We start from the raw sequence: 23,156 nt of genomic DNA on the forward strand, positions 1-23,156 counted from the left end.
TCCTCCGGTGTCACACCTGCTGTCATCTTTTTGTCTCTTTTTGCAGAGACGTGCGTTCTTTAGAACTCTTCGCCCGTCTCCTCCATGCCGTCCACCATTTTTTTCAGTCGTTCTGCTGCCACAAGCGCCGCATCATCGTCTCTTGCCACGCAGAGAATCGTATCGTCTCCGCCGATGCAGCCGACAATTTCATTCCAGTTCATCTCATCGAAAGCCGCTGCCGCCGCCATCGCCATTCCAGACACGGTTTTGATGACCAGAATATTCTTGGCAAGATCAACGGAAATATACGCGTCTTTTAACACGCGCGCATAGCGGCTCCCAACCTCGGACGGTGCGTTCTGCAGAACCGCATAGCGGCTTCCGCCGTTCTCTTTTGGTACTTTTGTGAGCTTCAGCTGGCGGATATCCCTCGAAATCGTCGCCTGCGTTACGGCAAAGCCGCTCTCCTCCAGCTTCTTTGCCAGCTCCTCCTGTGTTTCAATGTCATATTGGTTAATTAATTTGATAATCTGTGCATGTCTCGCGATTTTCATTTCAAGCATCCTTCCCCAGTAACTATATCTTAAATGTTTGCCATTTTCTTTCTTAATGTCTCCAGAAAACTGATGTTGCTGATCTTCACAATCAGAGTATCCCGTCTGGCCTTTTTGATCACGATCCGGTCGCCGGTTTTCATCGGAACGCGGGTGTCGCCGTCAAAATATGCCATGCCCTGTTCAATGCCGCCGTCTCTCGAAGGCCCGAGCTCCACCTCGATCACATCCTCTGCCGGAAAGACAATGCTTCTCGTATTCAGGGTGTGCGGGGCAAGCGGTGTCATCAGCATCAGGCTGGCTGACGGTGAGATGATCGGGCCGCCCGCGGAGAGGCTGTAGCCGGTCGAACCAGTCGGCGTTGCGACGATGATGCCATCGGCGCTGTAGGAATTTAAAAACTCCCCGTTGACGTAATTGTCGAACCGGACGACACGCAGGTTTCCCTCACGGGTGATCGTAATGTCGTTGAGTGCCGCGTCCTCCGCAATCAGCTTTCCGTCCCGGTAAATCGATCCGCAGAGCATCATGCGGTGCTCAATCGTATACTCATCCGCCATCAAATGATCCAGCGCCAGATAAAGCGTGTCACGGTCGATTTCCGCAAGATAGCCGAGCGTTCCCAGATTGATGCCGAGCAGTGGAATCTGTAAATCCACCACGTCGCCTGCTGCCTGCAGAAGCGTGCCGTCACCACCGAGCACCAGAATGCCGTCGATATCTGACGGAACCTTCGCCGGATCCGTATAATGGTATTTTTCCCCTTTTTCGCTGTTATCGCAGAGAAGACACGTTTTTCCGCGCTCCTCCAGATATTGCCTGATCTGGTCTGTCACGGTAAGGTCCGGGTCTTTTGCTCTGTTTGTGATCAGGTAAAATCGCTCCATATCATGCTCCTTAACCCTTTTATTTATCCAGTGTATCGTGTGCGCTCTTTACAACGGCGTCTACATCGACATTGGTCTCTTCCTCTGTCACGCCGTCCGGCAGCCGGACAAGGTGAACGAGATACTCGATATTTCCCTCCGGTCCTTTGATCGGAGAAAATTCCAGATGGCGCACGCCGAAGGAAATGCTTTTCGCATAGGAAATGACCATCTCAATGACTTCTTTGTGTACAGCCGGATCACGGACAACACCTTTTTTGCCGACTTTTTCGCGTCCTGCCTCAAACTGCGGCTTGATCAGAGCTGCAATTTCGCCGTTCTCTTCCATCAGATTCCGGACCGGAAGCAGCACCTTGGTCAGGGAGATAAACGATACGTCGATCGATACGAAGGACGGTCTCTCCTCGATATCCTCCGTCACGACGTAACGGATGTTCGTGCGCTCCATACAGACAACGCGCGGATCGTTCCGCAGCTTCCAGTCGAGCTGGCCGTGGCCGACATCCACGGAATATACCTTGACGGCGCCGTTCTGCAGCATACAGTCAGTAAAGCCGCCGGTGGATGCTCCGACATCCATGCAGACCTTTCCATCCAGGGTAAGGTTAAAGTTTTTCATTGCTTTCTCTAATTTTAAGCCGCCGCGGCTCACATACGGCAGTGGTTTTCCTTTTAAGACAATCTCCACTTCTTCCGGGAACATGGAACCGGCTTTGTCCTCCCGCTCATTGTCCACCAGAACTTCTCCTGCCATAATCATGGCTTTCGCTTTTTCCCGCGATGTGGCAAGGCCCCGTTCTACCAGTAATACATCTAATCGTTTTTTCATCTTTCTTCCTGCCCCTGTTTTCTGTAGTATTCCTCAATTCTGCCGCAGATATCTTCCGGCGTAAAGCCGACCTGTTTCATCTGGTATGATACACTTCCGTGCGGAATAAAGCGGTCCGGCAGTGCAATGATCTCCACGCCGAACGGAAGGTCTTCTTCCTCGGCAAAAGCAAGGACGCGCTCTCCAAAGCCGCCGTCTTTTACATTTTCCTCGAGTGTTACGACAAGCTCATACGTATCGGCAAAGCTTCGAAGAAGTTCTTCATCGATTGGTTTGACGAACCGCGCATTCACAAGCGCCGCATCCATATCCATCCGCTCTTTTAACTGTTTCTGCACTTCTTCTGCCATTTTTACCATACTGCCGACGGCAAGAAGTGCAACACGGCTTCCCTCATGGATCACTTCTGATTTTCCGAGGCAGATGGGCGCACGGAACTCTTTTAATCCCGTATACGCTTCCCCTCTCGGGTAGCGCACCGCGATCGGGCCGTCGTAATTGACCGCAAATTTGATCATATCCGAAAGCTCCCAGAGGTTCTTCGGTGCAAGAATTGTCATATTCGGCATCGAACCCAGATAGGAAAGGTCGAAAATGCCGTGGTGTGTCTCCCCGTCGTAGCCCACAAGACCGGCGCGGTCAATCGCAAAGACGACATGGAGATTCTGCATACAGACGTCATGCATGATCTGATCGTACGCCCGCTGCAGGAATGAAGAATAAATCGCAACGACAGGCGTAATGCCGCCGAGTGACAGTGCCGCTGCAAATGTCACCGCGTGCTCTTCTGCGATTCCCACATCGAAACAGCGGTCCGGGAACATGTTGGAGAAGCGTTTCAGTCCGACACCGGTCATCATCGCCGCCGTGACTGCCGCAACATCCTTTCTTCGATCTCCCATTTTCCGCATGACCGTGGAAAAGACATCCGTGTACGTCGGATTGGATTTTCCAACCGGCAATCCTGTTTTCACATCGAACGGACCCGCACCGTGGAATCTTGCCGGGTGGCGCATCGCCGGCTCATAGCCGCGGCCCTTCTGTGTCAGGACATGCACCAGAATCGGTCCTTCAAACCGTTTTGCTTCCTGGAAGATCTTGATCAGCTGCGGAATGTTGTGGCCGTCCACAGGACCTAAATACGTAAGTCCCATATCCTCAAACAGCATGCCCGGAATGATGATCTGTTTGATGCTGCTTTTCGTCTTCCGCATCGCATCCACCATGCCAGGTCCGATGCCCGGAATGCGGTTCAATGCCTTTGTGACATCCATCTTGAAATCCGTGTACGCCGATGCCGTCCGAAGGCCGGACAGGTACGATGACATACCGCCGACATTCTCGGTGATCGACATTTCGTTGTCATTTAAAACGATAATAAAATTCGATTTCAGGCTGGCCGCATTGTTCAGCGCCTCGTACGCCATGCCGCCGGTCAGCGCACCATCTCCGATGATCGAAACAACGGAATAATTTTCTTTTTTCAGTTCCCGTGCACGCACATAGCCGACGCCTGCGGAAATCGAGGTCGAGCTGTGGCCGGTGTCGAATACATCGCAGTCACTCTCGCTCCGCTTCGGGAATCCGCTGATGCCGCCTTCCCGGCGCAGCGTTTCAAACCCGTCTTTCCGCCCGGTCAGAATCTTGTGCGTGTAGGACTGGTGTCCCACATCCCAGATCAGCTTGTCTTTTGGAAGATCGAAGACGCGGTGCATCGCAATCGTCAGTTCCACGACACCAAGATTGGACGCCAGATGGCCGCCGGTTTTACTCAAAGACTCGATAATAAATTCCCGGATTTCCTCTGCAAGCGCCGGAAGCTGGTCCGCCGGAATCTTCTTAATATCGTTTGGTTTCTGTATTTTTTCTAACATGAAATCATCCCTTACTTTTTTCTGGAAGTCAGAGATTCAAACAGCTCTTCCAGAAATATTTTATCTCCCGGACAGGACAGATTTTTCAGTTCGTCCACGGCCTCTTTCGTGAGCCGTTTTACCTCCTGCTCCGCCCCGTCTGTGCCAAACATCGTCACATACGTTGTTTTTTCATTCTTTTCATCGCTGAAAACCGGCTTTCCAAGCTCCTCCATCGTGGATGTGACATCCAGGATGTCGTCCCGGATCTGGAACGCGATTCCGACTTTGGAGGCAATCCGGCAGAGCGCGTCAAGATCATCGTCGTTTGCTCCTGCAAGTGCCGCACCTGCCATCATGGCAGCCTCTAAAAGCGCCGAAGTCTTGTTCTCGTAAATGTAGTCCAGCATCTCACGGTCGATGGCGAAATGGCCGGCTTTTTCATTCATCACGTCAACACTCTGACCGCCCAACATGCCGGAAATTCCGGTTTTCTGACAGAGAATGCCAAAAGCACGCACTACGCGGTCGGTGTGCTCCTCCAGTGGAAAGGCTTTCCAGGCTGTCTCGTATGCATAGTTTAAAAGGGCATCTCCTGCCAGCACGCCGACGGCCTCCCCGAAGACGACATGGGTCGTTTTTCTGCCGCGGCGGTAATCGTCGTTGTCGATCGCAGGGAGATCATCGTGGATCAGGGAATGGGTGTGAATCATCTCCATGGCTGCCATAAATGGTTTTACTGCCTCCCCGGTTCCGCCGAACAGACGGAAACTCTCCTGCAAAAGCAGCGGACGAAGCCTCTTTCCGCCCGCTGTCATACTGTAATTCATGGCTTTTGCCAGTTCCTTTGCAAAGCCTTCCTCTTTCGGCAGGTAAGCGGCAATGATACTTTCCGTTTCCCGCGTTTTTTCTTCGAGTACCGCTTTAAAATTCTCTGAATGTTCCATCCTCATTCATCTGGAGCATTTTTTTCTCGACGCGGTCAATTTTCTGACTGCATTCATTCAAAAGCTCCATTCCCTCCTTGTATAAACGAAAGGAGTCTTCCAGGCTGACATCGCTGCTCTCCAGCGTTTCGAGCATCTGATCCAGTTTTCCAAATGCTGCTTCCAGTGTCTCACCGGAAGGGGTTCCTTCTTCTTTTCTCTCTTCTGCTTCCATATTTCCCATGTTTTCTCGATTCTCTGCTTTTTCACGATTGTTCCATCCAGGATACGGCCGATGTCTTCTCTGCGCGCGCTGTGATCTTTCCGTCTGATACACAGATTTCAAGCAGATCACCTTCTTTGACATCCTGCACCGAAGTGATGGCTTTTCCTTCTTTTTCCACGTAGGAATAGCCCTGGTTCAGCTTGTCCAGCGGGGACAGACCCTTCATCGCCTGAATGTAAAGGGCAAGGCGGTGGCGCGCTTCTTTGAGCTTTTCTTCCATCGCATCTGTATACCGACGCTCCAGCTCGGCGTGGCGTGCTCTCTGGTCACGGATCTTATTTTCCGGTCCGAGATACTTCCACTTTGTCTCGTACTGCAGAAGGCGGCTTCTCGCTCTCTGCGTCTGGTTTGCCATCGCATGGTTCATGCGGCTTTTATAATTTTCCAGTGTGTTGAGTACCGCGCGGACATCAGCGACCGCCAGCTCCGCCGCTGCGGACGGGGTCGGGGCGCGCAGATCTGCCACGAAATCGATGATCGTTGTGTCGGTCTCATGGCCGACGGCGGAGATCACCGGCGTATGGCAGGAAAAAACGGCACGCGCTACTTTTTCCTCATTGAACGCCCAAAGATCCTCGATCGAACCGCCTCCGCGGCCCACGATCAGCACATCCAGATTCAGTACGTCCAGACGGCGTATGCCCTCCACGATGCTGTCCGCCGCTCCCTCTCCCTGCACCAGGGCCGGATAGAGGATGATCTGGACAAAGGGATTCCGGCGGAGTGCAATGTTTTTGATATCCTGCACAGCAGCTCCCGTCGGTGCTGTGACAACGCCGATTTTCTTTACATACGCAGGAATCGGCTGCTTGTACTCCGGGGCAAACATGCCCATCTCTTCCAGTTCTGCTTTTAGGGCCAGATACTTTTCGTATAAAAGGCCGGCGCCCTCTTTTGTGATCTCTTTTGCATAGATCTGATACTTTCCGTCCCGCTCATAGACGCTGATGCTGCCGCCGACAATCACGTTATCGCCGTCCCGCATCGGGAAGGCAAGGCCGCGCCGCGAACCGGCGAACATGACACAGGAAATGGTTCCTTCCGCATCTTTTAAGGAAAAATAGATATGGCCGGACGGATGGTATTTACAGTTGCTTACTTCTCCGCTGACGTAAATCCGGCGGAGCATATAGTCCTGGTCAAAGATGTTTTTGATGTATGAATTGACCTGGCCTACGGTGTAAACATTCTGATTTTTATTTCTCATCTTCTTCTCTTGCCAGTTTTCCAAGAATACCGTTGATAAAGGACGGAGACTGGTCTCTGCCGAAGCGTTTTGCCAACTCAACGGCCTCGTTGATGGCTACACCGACCGGAACGTCCTCGTCGAATTTCATCTCGTAAACGGCAAGACGCAGGATCGCCAGGTCTACTTTTCCCATACGGGTCGTTTTCCAGCCCTCGGAAGTACGGTTCAGCATCTCGTCGATTTCCGGGATGTGCTCGGTCACATGATGGTATTTCTCTTCCATATAGGTCTGATCTTTTTCGCTTACGGTTACTTCTTCATCCTCGTCGTTGTCGTCAGAGTACGTAAAGTAAAGAGACATCTGCTGCGGCATCTCCTCTTTCTCCTGGAACTCTGCGGTATAGAGAAGTTTAAAAATATTTTCGCGAAGTTTGCTTCTGTTCATTGTCTGTTTTAATTCCTTCCTGTATAGTTAATTAACTATTTTTCTTCCATTTCATCTGGCTCTGAATAGTTAACAAGAACCGCGGGGTTGTAAGGGGTCGCCTTATTCCCTCGCGGTTCGTTGTTTTTTATTTCGTCTGTTCCATATTCACGCCTGCAATGGCTACATTGACATCGGAAACTTCCAGGCCTGTCATATTCTCGATCGCTGTTTTTACTTTTTCCTGTACGTTTTTGCAGGTTGCCGGAATCTCGTATCCATATTTGAGATTGAGGGCAAGATCCACGCAGACAACGCCGTCGAGTACATCAACTTTGACACCCTTGGAAAGATTTTTCATGCCAAGCTTGCTGACTAATTCGTTGGTAATATTTCCGGCCATGGAGGCTACCCCGTCCACTTCCGTTGCCGCAAGTCCTGCGATAATAGCTACCACCTCGTCTGCAATCTGCACGGTTCCGATTCCTTCGTCATCATATATCGTATAAGTGTTTCTTTTCTGAATTTTTGCCTCTGCCATCTTAAAGAACCTCCTCCTTGGCTGACTTTCCTTTATTATACCAAAAGTTTTCCGAAAATAAAAGTTTTTTTTATTCTTCTTCCTGTGCCGCGCACCACTCGCGTGCTGCCAGCGTGTTGGCAAGGCCGCCCTGGCCGGTTTCGCGCAGACTCGGATGCATCTGGTCGCCGACTTCCCGCATCGCATCGATCACCTGATCCGGCGGAATGCGGCTTATGATTCCCGCAAGTGCCATGTCCGCCGCAGAAAGTGCATTCACGGAACCGATCACATTCCGCTTGACGCACGGGACCTCGACAAGACCGCCGACCGGGTCACACACGAGACCGAGCAGGTTCTTTAATGCCATCGCTGCCGCATGCGTGATCTGGGACGGAGTGCCGCCGCCAAGTGCGGTCAGTGCGCCTGCCGCCATCGCGCTTGCTGTTCCGATTTCGGCCTGGCAGCCGCCGGAAGCGCCCGCAATGTAGGCCCGCGCCGCAACGACCTGGCCGATACCGGCTGCCGTGTAGAGCGCACGCACGATCTGCTCATCCGCTGTCCCCTTCTCTTTCTGGTAATTCACGAGCACAGCCGGAAGCACACCGCACGCTCCTGCGGTCGGTGCTGCAACGATCCGCTTCATGCAGGCGTTTGACTCACCCATCGCAAGTGCAGATGCCATAACTTTTCCGACAAACGGTCCGCAGAGCGTGTTCCCGCTCTCGACATACGCGCGCATCGTCTTTCCGGCGCCGCCCACAAGACCGCTTCTCGACTGCAGCGAACCGTCATAATTCCGTTCAGCGCCTTTCATGGCTTCCCACATGCCGCGCATCGTCTCAATGGACTCTTCGCGGCTTACATTTCTCTCATTCATATCGTCCAGAAGGATGACTTCATCAAACGGCAGGTCTTTTTCCTGGCACTCCCGGACAATTTCTTCCAGTGAATTATAAGACATCGTCCTCTTCTCCTTCCGTTACGTTGATGTATGTTACCTTTACAATGCCCTCAAGATGCTCCAGCCATTCCAGCGACTCTTTGGGAAGCGGCTGATCCATCTCCACGACCATGACGGCCGATCCGCCTCTCTTGTCGCGGTAGAGGGACATATTCGCAATGTTGACTGACTTATGTGCCAGCATCGACGTAACCTCGGCTACGTGGCCCGGCTGGTCCAGATTGTGGACGATCAGGGTCGGAATCTCGCAGCTGCAGTTGACATCCAGCCCGTCGAGGCGGTTGATCATGATACGGCCGCCGCCAAGGGAGCACGCCTGCACCTCGAGCGTCCGGCCGCTCTTTCCCTTTACTTCCAGAACGACGCTGTTCGGATGGGCACTCGTCAGATTGGCGATGCCGAATGAATAGGAAAGACCCATCTTCCGGGCAATTTCAAAGCTGTCCGGAATCCGCTCGTCATCCGGCCGCATGCCGAGAAGACCCGCGACGAGACCGCGGTCTGTTCCATGGCCCTTTCCCGTTGCGGCAAAGGAACCGTACATCAGTATTTTTGCTTCCACCGGCTGTTCCCCGAGAAGTTTCTGCGTCATCCATCCAATCCGCACCGCCCCCGCTGTGTGCGAACTCGACGGACCGACCATCACAGGGCCCAGAATATCGAATAAGTTCATTCCTTCTCCTTTTTAAGCGGCATCCCGCGCTTTTGTTCTTAGTTTTTGCTGAATTCGGTCAGCACAAGGTCTTTGTTTCGATCCTGTACCATGCCGACACTCCACGGATTGACGAAGAGAAGCAGCGGATTTCCCTTGAGGTCCATGACCTTCTTCATATCGGATGTACCCTGAATACGGTCCAGGTTGATCTCCTCTTTGTTTGCGATCCAGCGGATGTGCTCATACGGCAGGTTCTCCAGACGGATATCCACGTTGTACTCGTTCTCCAGACGGTATTTTAAAACGTCAAACTGCAGGACGCCGACAACGCCGACGATGATCTCCTCCATGCCGCCTTTGTACTCCTGGAAAATCTGGATCGCACCTTCCTGTGCAATCTGGGAAATTCCCTTGACGAACTGTTTTCTCTTCATCGTATCGAGCTGGCGCACTCTTGCAAAATGCTCCGGCGCGAAGGTCGGAATTCCCTCGTATGCGAATTTTTTGCCCGGCATACAGATCGTATCTCCGATGGAGAAGATACCCGGGTCAAATACACCGATGATATCGCCGGCGTATGCTTCATCAACAATATGACGGTCACTCGCCATCATCTGCTGCGGCTGGGAAAGACGCATTTTCTTTCCTCCCTGCACATGGAAGACTTCCATTCCGGCGTCGAATTTGCCGGAGCAGATGCGCATGAATGCGATACGGTCACGGTGTGCTTTGTTCATGTTTGCCTGGATTTTAAAGACAAACGCAGAGAAATCCTCTTTGACCGGATCGATCACGCCGCAGTCTGCCGTACGCGGAAGCGGCGGCATCGTCATCGTGAGGAAGTGCTGCAGAAAAGTCTCCACACCAAAGTTGGTGAGCGCAGATCCGAAGAATACCGGGGAGAGCTCTCCCTTGCTGACAAGCTCCTGGTCAAACTCTGCACTTGCGCCGTCGAGCAGCTCGATCTCATCCATGAGCTGTTCTTTCTGGTCCTCATCGACCACATCGAGAAGATGCGGATCGTCGATATCGATTTCTTCCTCGATACCTTCCTTTGTTCCCTTCATTGTATCGGAGAAGGTAAGGACTTTCTTTTTGTCACGGTCGTAAACACCGCGGAATTTCTTTCCGGAACCGATCGGCCAGTTGATCGGGCAGGTTGCAATGCCGAGCTCTTTTTCGATCTCGTCGAGCAGCTCGAAGGTATCGTTCGCATCGCGGTCCATCTTGTTGATGAAGGTAAAGATCGGGATGTGGCGCATGACACAGACTTTAAACAGCTTTCTGGTCTGTGCCTCGACACCCTTCGATGCATCGATAACCATGACGGCGGAATCGGCTGCCATCAGGGTACGGTACGTATCCTCCGAGAAGTCCTGGTGTCCCGGGGTATCCAGAATGTTGATGCAGTAGCCGTCGTAATTGAACTGCAGAACGGAAGAGGTAACGGAAATACCACGCTCTTTCTCGATCTCCATCCAGTCGGATACGGCATGGCGCGCAGTCGCTTTTCCTTTTACGGAACCGGCGAGATTGATCGCTCCTCCGTACAGCAGGAATTTCTCAGTCAGTGTGGTTTTACCGGCATCCGGGTGGGAAATGATGGCAAAGGTACGCCGTCTTTCAATTTCTTTTGTATAATCAGGCACAGTTTTATCTCCTTTGGAATATAAAATCTTATTTACTATGTTTTCCATGTTTATGCTTTTTAGACATACTAATTTATTCTATTATATGCCACCATTCCTGTCAATCGTTATCTTGACAGTTCATTCATAATCGAAGCATAAATCTTCTGACTCCGGTTTTCCCAGTTGCTGCAGATCTTTTTGGCCGCCTCCTCGGACGGAACCGTCACGACAATCTCAAAAATAGTCGTCTTCCGCTCTCTTGCCTGACAGCGGACCTCGTAGTCATCTCCCGCGGTCTTGTAGTAATCGGCCACAACGGACGCTTTTTTCCGCAGTTCATAGGAGTGTTCCTTCATATAGCGGTCGATTTCCTCCCGGATTTCCGGAGAGATCTCGTTTTCGAAGAAGGAAAGCGTCTTGCTGCCCTCCTCAGTCATGTGGTAGTACGAGGTGTTGCGCACCTTCTCGATCTCGATCAGCTTTGTATCCTGCAGCTCGCTTAACGCCTCCTGGAGATGAAAGTAGTTCGTGTACTCTTTTTCCAGGATAAAATCCGAAATCTGTGTATTTGACAGCGGAAAATTCACATTCTGCAGCATGTAGAGAATAATCAGTTTGTATAACGTAAAGGATGATTCAATCACGGTGTGTTTCCTCCTTTTTCTTCGTCCAGAAGCTGTCCCTGATACGCATGTTCTTCTTTCATGCGGTGATGCAGCTCATTTAAGACGGCGCGTTTTGCCTGGCTCCATGTTGGTGCAATCAGAAGATCCCCGGGGCCGTCTCCCGTCACACGGTGGATCACAAGATCGGGACGGAGGCGCCGCAGGCAGTCGATGACAAGGGCAAGATACGCATCCTGCTCCAGCACCTCAAATTTTCCGGCCGCGTAGTCCGCCGCAAGATCCGTGTTTTTCAGCACATGAAGCAGCTGAAGCTTGATGCCGGAAATGGAAAGTCCATTCAGGTAATCCATTGTTGCAAAGACTTCTTCCTGTCCCTCCCCCGGCAGACCGAGGATCGTGTGGACAATCACGGGAATCCCCCGCCTGTGCAGCTCGTTTACTGCCTGTTCAAAACAGGAAAGCGGATAGCCCCTTCGGATATACTGTGCCGTTTTTTCATGCATCGTCTGCAGTCCCAGCTCCACCCAGACCGGTTTGATCCGGTTCAGCTCTTCTAACAGAGAAAGAACCTCTTCCCCTAAGCAGTCCGGTCTCGTTCCGATCGAAAGGACCACGACCTCCTCGTCCGAAATTGCCTCCCGGAAAATTTTTTCCAGATATTCCACCGGCGCGTACGTGTTCGTATACGCCTGGAAATAGGCGATGAACTTATGCACCGGCCGCTTTTGCTGCAGGAGGGATTTCTGCTCCCGGATCTGTTCCGGGATGGATTTGTTTCTGTCCCCGGCAAAATCACCGGAGCCGCCCGCACTGCAGAAAATGCAGCCCCGGTCACCGCAGGTGCCGTCCCGGTTCGGACACGTCATCCCGCCGTCGAGCGAGAGCTTGTACACTTTTTCCCCGAACGTCTTTTTCAGATAGGCGTCCAGCGAATAATACGGCTTTCCAAGCCAGTCTGTCATGATTTCTTCCCCTTTTATTCGATGTCTTTTCCAATTTTTTTGAAGTTTTCCCGGATCTTCTGCTCATAGCCGTTCGTTCCAAGATGAAGGAAACGGCTTCCTAAGATCTCGTCCGGCAGATACTGCTGCTCGACGTAGTGATTCGGGTAATCATGTGCATACTGATAGCCTTGACCGTGGCCGAGTTTGGCAGAACCTTTGTAATGGGCGTCCTGCAGATGCGGCGGAACCGACGTCCGCACACTTCCGACCGTCTTCATCGCCGCAAAGACTGCCTCGCACGAAGAATTACTCTTTGGTGCACAGGCAACATACGTGGCTGCCTCCGCCAGAATAATCTGCGCCTCCGGCATGCCGACGCGTTCCACGGCAAGGGACGCGGAAACTGCTACATTTAAGGCATTCGGATCGGCAAGGCCGACATCCTCCGCCGCGCAGATCATGATGCGGCGGGCGATAAACTTGATATCCTCCCCGGCATACAGCATTTTGGCCAGATAAAAGACCGCCGCATCCGGGTCAGAACCACGCATGCTCTTGATAAATGCAGAGATCGTATCGTAATGCTGATCGCCCGTCTTGTCGTACCGCACGACGCGCTTCTGGATGCACTCCGATGCCGTTTCGAGATCGATATGGATTTTTCCGTCCGCCTGACGTTCCGTTGAGAGGACGCCCAGCTCGATTGCATTTAAGGCCGCTCTCGCGTCACCGCCTGCGATGTCGGCAAGGAACTCTTTTGCATCCGCATCGAGCACAACGTTGTACGTCCCGAGCCCCTTTACCGGGTCCGTCACCGCGCGCTCCAGCAGTTTTTCGATGTCCTCTTTTTCGAGCGGCTTTAATTCAAAGATAATGGAACGCGAAATCAGCGCCCCGTTGACCTCGAAATACGGGTTTTCCGTCGTCGCGCCAATCAGAACGAGTGTGCCGTCCTCCACAAACGGAAGCAGATAATCCTGTTGCCCCTTGTTGAAGCGGTGGATCTCGTCGACAAAAAGAATCGTCTTTTTGCCGTACATGCCGATCCGCTGCTGCGCTTCTTTTACGACTTCTTCCATATCCTTTTTGCCGGCTGTCGTGGCATTCAGCTGGGTAAACTCTGCGCTTGTCGTGTTGGCGATGACGCGGGCAAGCGTCGTTTTTCCCGTTCCCGGAGGGCCGTAGAAAATGACGGAGCCGAGTTTATCCGCCTTGATCGCACGGTACAACAGCTTTCCAGGGCCGATGATGTGCTCCTGTCCAACCACCTCGTCCAGCGTTGTCGGGCGCATGCGCGATGCGAGGGGGGACTCTTTTTCCATTGTGGTTTCTTTCATATAATCAAACAAATCCATGTATTTTTCACCCCATTTTTCTTCCTGCCATTTATCTTATCACATTTTGGCGGGTATCCTCAACCCCTTAATCTCGGATTCTCCGCAACTATGTTCGATGGAATCCGCGGAAGCTATTCTTCAATCAGCTCACGCACCGTCACAAACGTGTATCCCTCTTCTTTTAATTCTTTTACGATCCGCCGCAGCGCTTCCACCGTCGCGCGGTAGCCGTCATGCATGAGAATAATGCTGCCATCCTTCACATTCGGAAGCACCGCGCTGCAGATCGACGCGGTGTTCTGGCTCTCCCAGTCGCGGGAATCCACATCCCAGAGTACCGGGATCATCGTCACTGCAAGGTCCAGCCCCTCTCTCCATTCCCCGAACGGCGGACGGATATAGACGGGATATTCCCCTGTGATCTCGTAGATTGCATTGCTTGTTTTCACGACCTCCTCCCTCGCTTCCTCTTCTGATACTTTCGTAAGCTGAACATGATGAAACGTATGATTTCCGATCAGATGGCCTTCCGCATGCATCCGGCGGACGATTTCTTCGTTTCCGGCAAGACACTGCCCCTGCAGAAAAAACGTTGCCGGAATTTCATTTTCTTTTAAAATTTCAAGCACCTCCGGCGTATAGCACGCATTCGGCCCGTCATCAAATGTCAGCGCCGCACGGCGGGGCACACTTTTTTCTACTTCCGCCGCTGTCTCTTTCGCGCCTTCTCTTTCACACCGTGCCAGCTCTGCAAACAGAATAGCCGCCATTATCACAGCCAGAAGCGGCAGAGGAACGTGCCGCACTTTTCGGAATCTCCGCATGGTCTGCCCTTCGCACTTTCTTCTGCATTCTCTGTATTATATGAAAAACAGGAGAAAAGATGCCGCACCCGGCGGTTCTTTTCTCCTGTTTTTGTTCTTTATGTATCCTGTACCTGAAGAATATACGTACCGGACGCAGTATCCTGGTAAACGATATCTCCGATGGACTGCAGCAGCGATTCATTCAGCGCATCGCCATATTTCTCCTTTTCTTTGCTTCCCACAAAAATGTAGGTCACATGATACTGCTCCAGCAGGCGCAGCACTTCATTCGTATCGGTCGAGGTGTACATCTGTTTCACATCCTCGGCGCGGACATTTAAGTCTGCGGGATCCCCTCTCCAGAGCCATTCATGGACATACCATCCAAGCACGGTCGGAAGACCGGTCATTGCGGAAACGCGCTCGTAATCGCTGTAGCTGTCGCCGTTCGCCTCAAGCACAACCGGCTGTCCTTCTATTGTTTCATCCAGCCAGCGGATGGCACCTGCGTCCTCGGAAAAGACATTTTCCAGATACGCTGTCGCATCGAGTCCGCGGTACTCGGACAGATCGAAAATATTTCCGAACCAGGAGTACACGCTCGTTCCAAAATAGCCGAAGGTCCATAAAAGCAGTACCAGCCCGATTCCGCCGAACACCTGCAGAATCCGCTCTTTTTTCCAGAGCAGGAACCGCGTGATGATGTAGCTCATGCAGATCCCAAACAGGATAAATGCCTGATACGTCAGCTTGAACATCGTGTTGGAGCGCGCATACGATTCTTCGTAGATATCGCGCACATAGACGAGCTCCGGAATGATGATAAGGCCGATGGCACAGAGGCCTAAAATACCGATCACCATATCGCTCACCGCAATCTCTCTCCAGAAATTACAGAAGGCAGAAACTTTTTTTGGCTTTTCCGCCGTTTCTTTTTCGCCCGGCTCCGGTTTTTTCTCTCCCAGAATCAGGGCAACGGCCTGCTCTTCCACCTCTTCCTGCGTCTTTCCATCGGCAAGTACAATCTGTCCCTGCCGCTCCATGCCCGGAAGATGACAGTTTTTCCGCCATGCTAGCAGAACGGCTGCGATAAACAGCACAACGAGCACCGTCGGAAGGCCCCAGAGAATCGTCAGCTGATACAGCATCGAATGGTGCCTGGCAATGCCGACACCGGAAACCATCGTCTCAAACTTCATTGTAAACGGAAGGGCGACAATCGTTCCAATTGCAAAAACTTCTGCAGCCTGCAGGAGAACCGTTCCGATCGTCTCTTTCGCCCGCGCATGATACCGGTACAGCGCACCGTACAGAGAGAAGCCTGCAATCACGACGAAATAGATAACAAAATCCCAGTAGTTGGACCAGTGGAACACACCGATCAGAAAGCCCGCCGCGATGATCTGCGGCTGAAGCAGAACGTCTTTTAACGACCATTTCCACTCTTTTTCCGGATCACGGCAGGTATTTTTCACGTAGGAATATAAAAGGCCCAGCACCAGCAGGACGAACATGACATTCACCACATGGGCATGCAGGTCGCCGAGCACAAAGGAATACGATGGAAACTCATGAATCGTGCGGTCATTTTCCACAAGCGGGTCATACCCGATATAGCGGGTCGAACTCGGGAACCAGTAAGCCGATTCGTTCAGTCCCAGCCACTGGCGGATGCAGCCGTAAATCACATAGTGCATATTTCCGGCAAGGGAAACGGCGCCTCCCGAAAGAAGACCGCCAAGCACCGGTGCAATCTGGCTTTTATTGCCGCCCTCTTTCCGGATGCGGTGGCACGCACGCGACTCTGCCAGATGGTAGGTGATCGAAAACGGCAGAACAAACGCGAACGATGCCACCATCGTACGCATCAGATGGTACGTCTGCTTTACATCCGTGAAGGTAATCTTCGTCAGAAATACGGCATAGAACTGGCCGCCGTAATAGTAGTTAATACCGCTTCCGCTGTACCAGAGATCCTCTGCCGGAACGGCGGTGCTGCGCATCATGGCCTTCATAAAACCATAATCCATGAATTTTTCGGTTCCGTGTGCCTCCGGGTGAAAGCCCGCAAGATAGGTCCAGAGAAGGAAAAAGGCGAAAAACAACACTTCTTCCATCATCAGGAAGTCGATTTCCGGCGCATGGACGCGTACCTTAAAACATCCGAAAATCCAAGAAGCCAGGATCAGTACACCGACTGTGATCAGGCAGACCGGTGCGGTAAACGGAACCAGTCCGAAGCTTCCAAGAGCAAATACAGCAAAACCGGAAACAACGATGCCAAGCACTTTAGAAAACATCCATCCCCGGTCATGAAACCGCGGAAACAGCGCTGCGGCAGCCGGATAAAATCCAATACCGAGCACCAGGGTCATAAGCCACCACTTCAGGAACGAAACGTTGTCCGTTCCAAGAAGCGGCGTTGTGGCCAGCACAAGCAACACCAGCAGAATGCCGGAAACTGTCGTCTTTTTGCTCATCTTTAATTATCTTCCTCTGTCATTGTATAGACATGACGTTTTCTTGCCATCTCATCGCTTGCAAGATACTCGTCGTAGGTGGTCATCTTATCGATCAGCGCGCCGTTCGGAAGGATCTCCATGATACGGTTTGCTGTAGTCTGTACAAACTGATGGTCGTGGCAGGTGAACAGCAGCACGCCCGGGAATTTGATCAGACCGTTGTTCAGTGCAGTGATGGACTCCATATCCAGATGGTTGGTCGGCTCGTCAAGAACGAGAACGTTTGCACCGGAAATCATCATCTTGGAGAGCAGGCAGCGCACTTTCTCTCCTCCGGAAAGGACTCTGACACGTTTCACGCCGTCCTCACCGGCAAAAAGCATTCTTCCGAGGAATCCGCGGACATACGTTACGTCCTTGATCTCGGAATACTGGGTCAGCCAGTCTGCGATCGTCAGGTCGCAGTCGAATTCTGCGGTGTTGTCCTTCGGGAAGTAAGCCTGTGTAGTGGTTACGCCCCATTTGTAGTAACCGGAATCCGGCTCTTCTTCTCCGGTCAGAATCTTGAACAGCATGGTGATCGCCTGCTCGTTGCTTCCGACGAAAGCAACTTTATCTTCTCTTCCGAGGGTGAAGCTTAAGTTATCCAGGATTTTCACGCCGTCTACGGTTTTGGTCAGTCCCTCTACCTGCAGAACGTCGTTTCCGATCTCACGGTTCGGACGGAAATCGATGTAAGGATATTTCCGGCTGGACGGTTTGATATCGTCGAGCTGGATTTTCTCCAGGGCTTTCTTACGGGAAGTAGCCTGTTTACTCTTCGATGCATTGGCGCTGAATCTAGAGATGAAGTCCTGTAACTCTTTGATCTTCTCCTCTTTCTTCTTGTTCGCCTCTTTCATCTGTTTTACCAGCAGCTGGCTGGACTCAAACCAGAAGTCGTAGTTTCCGGCATAGAGCTGGATTTTTCCGTAATCTATATCTGCGATCTGGGTGCAGACTTTATTCAGGAAGTAACGGTCGTGGGATACGACGATAACGGTATTCTCGAAGTTGATCAGGAACTCCTCAAGCCACTCGATCGCATCGAGGTCCAGGTGGTTGGTCGGCTCGTCGAGAAGAAGGATGTCCGGGTTTCCGAACAGGGCTCTTGCAAGAAGAACTTTGACCTTCTGGCTGCCGGTCAGATCCGCCATCTGTGCGTAATGCAGTTCCGGCTCAATGCCAAGACCGTTTAAAAGCTGTTCTGCGTCCGTCTCAGCTTCCCAGCCGTTCATCTCTGCAAATTCGCCCTCGAGTTCGCTCGCTTTGATACCGTCTTCGTCGGTAAAGTCTTCTTTTGCGTACAGTGCCTCTTTCTCTTTCATAATCTCATAGAGACGGGCATTTCCCATGATAACGGTGTCGAGCACCGGATAGCTGTCGTATTTGAAGTGGTCCTGCTCGAGGAAGGAAAGACGCTGACCCGGTGTGATGGTTACGTCTCCGTTGGTCGGCTCAAGCTGGCCGGACAGAATCTTCAGGAACGTCGATTTTCCTGCTCCGTTTGCACCGATCATGCCGTAGCAGTTTCCCTCGGTGAATTTGATATTGACATCTTCAAACAACGCTTTTTTTCCGACACGAAGTGTCACATTATTTGCTGCAATCATACTTTTTAAAACCTCATTTTCTTATTCTTAATTGTAAACGTGAAGTTACCGCCGGGGTTTCCCGGTCATACGGAGTATAGTCTACCATAGGTTTCCGTTTTCTGGCAAGTAGGGAAAGCCCTTATTCTTCGTCTTTTTCACCGGAAATTGTAAAAAAGCTGTCATCCCGGTCTTTTTTGTCGATCAGTTCATTGTACTGCAGGCATTCATACTGCCGTTCGTACTCGAGATCCTCCTCCGGCGCATCGCTGTCGTTCCAGCGGTACCAGGTTCCGTCACTTGCTAAAAAGCCGAGGTGATTGAGCGCCGGCATCTTCTCGCGCAGGTCAAGCAGATACTCGTTGTACGGCGTTAGTTCCAGGCCGGTAAGACTTAACGCATAGCTTGAGAGATAGTTTGTGCTGATCCAGACATTGCTCTCGGATTTCATGCTGTAGTTGGTCCAGATGAAGAACGGGGTTCCATAGAACTTCTCCTGATCCTCGACCGAAAGATTCTGATAGGCGTCTCCGGCAATCCATGTTTCAAACGCATCCGGCAGCTTCGGGGAATGATCGCCGAACATAATGATCATCGTTGGCTCGTCTACCTGCTGGAAATACCGGATCAGATAGGAAATTGCCTCATCGGAAAGCTTTAACAGGGAGAAATACTGATCGGCCTCATCACTGTCGTAGCCGTTGCAGTTGATATCCGCCTGGAAATAACGGTTCGTGTAGCCGCTGTGGTTCTGCATCGTCACATCAAAGAGGAAGAACGGGCTGCCCGGCTCCTTGTTCTCGTAGGTTTCCACGATCTTCTCATAGTTCGCCTGATCGCTGATCATGCCGCGGTACCGCTTGGCCGTATCGGAGAACTGATCAATCGAGATGAAATCATCAAAATCAAGGAAACGGTATGCCGTGCTCCGCTTCCAGTTTGTCGCCTTGTTCGGATGCATCGCAATTGCCTGATAACCCTGGTCTTTTAACGTCGTGACAAGGGAATACTGGCTGTGCGTAAAGTAGCTGACGTACGGCACCATGCCCGGGAACCGCTTGCAGGAGTTTCCGGTCAGGAACTCATACTCCGTTTTTGCTGTTCCGCCGCCCTTGGTACACGTCAGCGTGTGCCCTTTGATGATATTTTCGGTCAGCGAATCGAGGAACGGCATGTAGCTCTCGCTCGTCTGCGGATCGCCGACGGAACGGTAGTCAAACCACGACTCGTTCATGATCGCGATGATGTTGACGGGTGTCACGCTATCCGCATTATCTTTTCGAAGATCTTCTGTTTTCGTCTCTTTCTCGCTCGTATCGGCAATCGCTGTCACTTCGTCTTTCGAATAGCCGTCCGGCGGTGTCAGGCGCATGTATTTGGCGACCGCGGTAAAACCGACTGTCGTTCCGTACTGGCGGTATGTCTTCGCCGGATTCCAGAGGTCACTGATGACACCGAACTCGGCGTTCCAGTTCAGATTCATGTACGCCAGGTATGTTCCGAGCGTCAGCGCAGCAGCAGCCACGCGGAGCAGAATTTTATTTCTCGTTTTCCGTGCAAAACGGTATTCCTGGCTCTGCAGCCAGAGGCGCACAACGAGCATCATCGTGATAAACGAAGTCACGATTTCACCTGTGATCTCGAATTTGTAACCGCCGACTACGTCCGCCGCCGTCGCAATGCTGTACAGGTCAATGAGCTGGAACGCTTCTCCGCGGAACAGATAAACATAGTAGAATACCAGACTCATGCAGAAATAAAAGATGTTCATGAAAATCATCGCGCGGCGGATGGAGTTCAGAAAGAGGGAAATGAGAATGGAAAGTACGAAAATGACACCGATATTCAACAACGCATAATACCATTTCATCTCCCGGAACTGGCTGTTTGTGACAAATTCCAGTGTGGCAAACAGATAGGCTGCGTTTGCCAGCATCAGAATCGGCTGTTTCCATCCCACATAGCGCGGTTTTGGTTTCTGGTCCGGCTTTGCAGCAAACCGGCAGAAACTGACAACTGTCGTCAGTATGATACACGCCAGCAGGCACGGGAACAGAAAGTGAATACTCCACTCCCGGTCTGCCGCCGTCGTATCCAGCAGCGGGCGCGCCAGAAACAGCAGCACCGCCAGCACGCCGAAATACAAAACAAGAAACGCGCACCGGGCGCGCTCCTTTTGATTCTCTTTTAATCTCTGATAAAACTTCTGCATCGAAACTTTATGCTCCTTTTATAAACAAGAATTATAATCCTTCCGTAAACGGCTCGTCCGCCGGATAGCCGCCGCCTAATTTTTGCATACAGCGCTGGATGGAATCTTTTGAATTTCCCCAGTCCTTATCCTTGTTGCGGTAATCGAATTTGTCAGTAAACCATGTTACCTCTTCCTGCAGCCGCTGGTAATTTTCTTTCATGATTTTGAACAGAGTCGGGTAAAATTCCGCTTTCTGTTTATCATTCAGCTTTTTCTCCGCCGTTTCTACCAGATCCGCAAAATGCGGCAGACAGAAGCCTTTTCCCTCGCGGAACAGTCTTGCAAACTCCTCGTCTTTTTTGTAGAGATCAAAGAACGTATCAAGATAGCGGTTATAGTTTGCCTTGAAGTGATCGCAGACGTAGCACGAATGCGTCTTCTCATCAATCCACTGGCCGATCGCAGTCTCACGGCCCTGTTTGTCGAGGGATGTCTTCTGCATCCGCTTGAACACCGAGGATTTTCCCGGTGCAAACAGATCCATCTGTGCGGCAAGCTCCTGGTTCAGTTTTTTCAGATGGGTGGATAAAATCAGACCGCTTCCGAGACGGTTTCCGTAATCGTACATCATTTTATAGTGGTGGCGGCAGAATCCCATCGCGTCTGTTTCCGCACGCACATCATCCTCCATGTAGGATGCGCCGGAACCAAGCGCAAACGAAATCGCATGCTGCTCTGCTTCCCGCTCCAGATAGCAGAACGGGCACTCATCTTCCGCCTTAAATGCATCCATCAGCGGAATGGTATGGATCGACTCTTTCATATGCAAAAACCTCCGATTTTATTTGTTGGTGCTTTCTACAGCATACACAAAAACCTCTCATTTGTCAAAAGAACTCTTTTTCCTGTTTTTCTATTATTCTGATGGATAATTTCTATATTTTGCACAATTTACATGTGCATTATAAAAATTTAAAGTTGTTTCTTTTTGGTATTTAATCGTTTAAGATAAATATTATATAAGTCTTTGTATCACTCTGTTCAGAAAGGAGCCGCAGCAATGGGAGAACGTCATACGGAGGAGATGCGCCTCCTCGGTCTTACCATCGCTTTTTATCGCAGAGCACGCGGATTAACGCAAAGTGAGCTTGCCGAAGCTGTCCAGATCAGCCGTACACATATGAGCAACATCGAAGCGCCAAACAGTCATACCTCTCTGTCTCTAAACAAGCTGATGGATATTGCGGAAGCACTCGAAATTCCGCTGAAAACATTATTTGATTTCAAACGGTAAGCCCGGAAAGCTTTCCGTTTTTTATAGCAGATTTTTACAGCAACCCCCCGCAGCCGGTGTGCGCCCGGTGCGGGGGGCTTTTTCTCTCTTATTTTCCCGAAAAATCCGGAGTTCCGTCAAGATTATACGGGGTCACCTGGTATACATAGTAGTTCAGCCAGTTCGTGTACAGATTGTTCGCATGTGACCGCCATAAAAGCACTGGTTTTGTATTTGGATCGTCGTTTTTATAATAGTTCTTCGGAATCTCAATCGGGAGTCCTTTGTCTTTATCGCGGTGGTACTCGCCGTCGAGCGTCATACGGTCGTACTCCGGATGACCCATCACAAAAATCTTTCTTCCCTCTTCCGCCATGCCAAGATAGAATCCGGCTTCGTCGGACTCTGCGAGAATCGTGACATCTTTGCAGGCACGGATATCGTCGATCGGTACTTCTGTGTGGCGGGAATGCGGTGCCAGAAATTCGTCATCGAAGCCTCGCACAAGCGGGATCTTGCGGTTGTTGACTTTGTGCCAGAACAGCCCGAATTTCTTCTCCGGAAGCATCCGTTTCTTCAGTCCGTAGAAATGATACAGACTCGCCTGGGCTCCCCAGCAGAGGAACATCGTGGAGGTAACATGTGTGTTCGTCCAGTCCATGATCTTTGTCAGTTCATCCCAGTAGTCAACTTCTTCAAATTCCATCTGCTCGACCGGTGCACCGGTGATGATCATACCGTCGTAATAATTTTTCCGCACATCCTCAAATTTCACATAGAACGTGTTCAGATGGCTGGTCGATGTATTTTTCGCCTCGTGGCTTGCCACCATCAGAAAGGTGACATCAACCTGCAGGGAGGTGTTGGAAAGGGAGCGCAGAAGCTGCAGCTCGGTATCTTCTTTGAGCGGCATCAGATTCAGGATCATAATCTTCAGCGGACGGATGTCCTGATGAACCGCTCTTGTCTCGTCCATGACGAATATATTTTCGCTTTCGAGTATTTCTTTTACAGGTAAATCTGCCTGAACTTTAACCGGCATATTCTTTTTCCTCGTTTCTATTCTTCTTGATCTGCCGCGCTTTTCTCTGCGCAGACAGGCGGTTTGCTTTTTCCGGCAGGAATTTCTGCCGTCTGCTTCCGATTATAGCAGATTCCCGCGCGGGATGCAAACCGCCTTTGC

At 51.3% G+C, this 23,156-nt stretch carries 22 protein-coding genes; 1 reads left to right on the top strand and 21 read right to left on the bottom strand.

The features are described 5' to 3' along the window. Positions 1–59 precede the first annotated feature (59 nt). From argR to DW642_RS02165, 20 genes are all read right to left on the bottom strand, one after another. Entirely contained in the window at positions 60–536 is a 477-nt protein-coding gene (gene argR / locus DW642_RS02070) for an arginine repressor (protein WP_022463344.1), read from the bottom strand. A gap of 29 nt (positions 537–565) precedes the next feature. Continuing rightward, positions 566–1,423, bottom strand: coding sequence for an NAD(+)/NADH kinase (locus DW642_RS02075; RefSeq protein WP_117509107.1), 858 nt, complete (start codon positions 1,421–1,423; stop codon positions 566–568). Positions 1,424–1,442: 19 nt separating this feature from the next. Continuing rightward, complete coding sequence (locus tag DW642_RS02080) at positions 1,443–2,252, bottom strand: TlyA family RNA methyltransferase (protein ID WP_022463346.1); 810 nt, start codon at positions 2,250–2,252, stop codon at positions 1,443–1,445. Then, positions 2,249–4,126 (bottom strand): 1-deoxy-D-xylulose-5-phosphate synthase, encoded by a 1,878-nt coding sequence (dxs, locus tag DW642_RS02085; protein ID WP_117509108.1) that lies wholly within the window; start codon positions 4,124–4,126, stop codon positions 2,249–2,251. Before dxs ends, DW642_RS02080 begins: the two co-directional genes overlap by 4 nt. An 11-nt stretch (positions 4,127–4,137) precedes the next feature. Continuing rightward, positions 4,138–5,052 (bottom strand): polyprenyl synthetase family protein, encoded by a 915-nt coding sequence (locus tag DW642_RS02090; RefSeq protein ID WP_330410087.1) that lies wholly within the window; start codon positions 5,050–5,052, stop codon positions 4,138–4,140. Next, positions 5,030–5,275, bottom strand: a complete 246-nt coding sequence (xseB, locus tag DW642_RS02095) for an exodeoxyribonuclease VII small subunit (protein WP_226906307.1) — start codon at positions 5,273–5,275, stop codon at positions 5,030–5,032. The genes DW642_RS02090 and xseB overlap by 23 nt, the downstream gene beginning before the upstream one ends. 22 nt (positions 5,276–5,297) lie before the next feature. Further along, the gene (gene xseA / locus DW642_RS02100; protein ID WP_117509110.1) at positions 5,298–6,524 is read right to left on the bottom strand and encodes an exodeoxyribonuclease VII large subunit; all 1,227 of its coding nucleotides are present in this window, start codon (positions 6,522–6,524) and stop codon (positions 5,298–5,300) included. Beyond that, entirely contained in the window at positions 6,514–6,951 is a 438-nt protein-coding gene (gene nusB, locus DW642_RS02105) for a transcription antitermination factor NusB (RefSeq protein ID WP_022463351.1), read from the bottom strand. The genes xseA and nusB overlap by 11 nt, the downstream gene beginning before the upstream one ends. 127 nt (positions 6,952–7,078) lie before the next feature. Continuing rightward, positions 7,079–7,471, bottom strand: a complete 393-nt coding sequence (locus tag DW642_RS02110) for an Asp23/Gls24 family envelope stress response protein (protein ID WP_022463352.1) — start codon at positions 7,469–7,471, stop codon at positions 7,079–7,081. Between the two features lie 70 nt (positions 7,472–7,541). Further along, complete coding sequence (sdaAA, locus tag DW642_RS02115; RefSeq protein ID WP_117509111.1) at positions 7,542–8,414, bottom strand: L-serine ammonia-lyase, iron-sulfur-dependent, subunit alpha; 873 nt, start codon at positions 8,412–8,414, stop codon at positions 7,542–7,544. After that, a complete protein-coding gene (gene sdaAB, locus DW642_RS02120; RefSeq protein WP_055218253.1) occupies positions 8,404–9,087 on the bottom strand; it encodes an L-serine ammonia-lyase, iron-sulfur-dependent subunit beta in 684 nt (227 codons plus the stop codon). The genes sdaAA and sdaAB overlap by 11 nt, the downstream gene beginning before the upstream one ends. Positions 9,088–9,125: 38 nt before the next feature. Beyond that, a complete protein-coding gene (locus DW642_RS02125) occupies positions 9,126–10,718 on the bottom strand; it encodes a peptide chain release factor 3 (protein ID WP_022462532.1) in 1,593 nt (530 codons plus the stop codon). Positions 10,719–10,825: 107 nt separating this feature from the next. After that, the gene (locus DW642_RS02130; RefSeq protein WP_022462531.1) at positions 10,826–11,344 is read right to left on the bottom strand and encodes a DUF4364 family protein; all 519 of its coding nucleotides are present in this window, start codon (positions 11,342–11,344) and stop codon (positions 10,826–10,828) included. Further along, positions 11,341–12,288, bottom strand: coding sequence for a TIGR01212 family radical SAM protein (locus tag DW642_RS02135; RefSeq protein WP_117509112.1), 948 nt, complete (start codon positions 12,286–12,288; stop codon positions 11,341–11,343). Before DW642_RS02135 ends, DW642_RS02130 begins: the two co-directional genes overlap by 4 nt. A 14-nt stretch (positions 12,289–12,302) precedes the next feature. After that, positions 12,303–13,625: a replication-associated recombination protein A gene (locus tag DW642_RS02140; protein ID WP_022462529.1), complete on the bottom strand. Its 1,323-nt coding sequence runs from the start codon at positions 13,623–13,625 to the stop codon at positions 12,303–12,305. A gap of 113 nt (positions 13,626–13,738) precedes the next feature. Next, the gene (locus DW642_RS02145; RefSeq protein WP_117509113.1) at positions 13,739–14,431 is read right to left on the bottom strand and encodes a polysaccharide deacetylase family protein; all 693 of its coding nucleotides are present in this window, start codon (positions 14,429–14,431) and stop codon (positions 13,739–13,741) included. 98 nt (positions 14,432–14,529) lie between these two features. Further along, on the bottom strand, positions 14,530–16,893 hold the full coding sequence (locus DW642_RS02150; RefSeq protein WP_117509114.1) for a DUF2298 domain-containing protein: 2,364 nt from the start codon (positions 16,891–16,893) through the stop codon (positions 14,530–14,532). Positions 16,894–16,895: 2 nt separating this feature from the next. Further along, positions 16,896–18,527 (bottom strand): ABC-F family ATP-binding cassette domain-containing protein, encoded by a 1,632-nt coding sequence (locus DW642_RS02155; protein WP_022462526.1) that lies wholly within the window; start codon positions 18,525–18,527, stop codon positions 16,896–16,898. Positions 18,528–18,648: 121 nt separating this feature from the next. Next, the gene (locus DW642_RS02160) at positions 18,649–20,718 is read right to left on the bottom strand and encodes an LTA synthase family protein (protein ID WP_117509115.1); all 2,070 of its coding nucleotides are present in this window, start codon (positions 20,716–20,718) and stop codon (positions 18,649–18,651) included. A 31-nt stretch (positions 20,719–20,749) separates the two neighbouring features. After that, entirely contained in the window at positions 20,750–21,523 is a 774-nt protein-coding gene (locus DW642_RS02165; RefSeq protein WP_117509116.1) for a DUF6062 family protein, read from the bottom strand. A 237-nt stretch (positions 21,524–21,760) separates the two neighbouring features. On the opposite strand from DW642_RS02165, the gene DW642_RS02170 reads away from it, so the two are divergent. After that, positions 21,761–21,994 carry a helix-turn-helix domain-containing protein gene (locus tag DW642_RS02170; protein WP_022462523.1) on the top strand — a complete coding sequence of 78 codons (234 nt, stop codon included), beginning with the start codon at positions 21,761–21,763 and terminating at the stop codon, positions 21,992–21,994. Positions 21,995–22,082: 88 nt separating this feature from the next. On the opposite strand, the gene metA is transcribed toward DW642_RS02170, so the two are convergent. Then, positions 22,083–23,015 carry a homoserine O-acetyltransferase MetA gene (metA, locus tag DW642_RS02175; RefSeq protein WP_055228462.1) on the bottom strand — a complete coding sequence of 311 codons (933 nt, stop codon included), beginning with the start codon at positions 23,013–23,015 and terminating at the stop codon, positions 22,083–22,085. Positions 23,016–23,156 lie beyond the last annotated feature (141 nt).

Source organism: Blautia sp. AM23-13AC (genome assembly GCF_003435675.1).
Lineage (GTDB): Bacteria > Bacillota > Clostridia > Lachnospirales > Lachnospiraceae > Fusicatenibacter > Fusicatenibacter saccharivorans.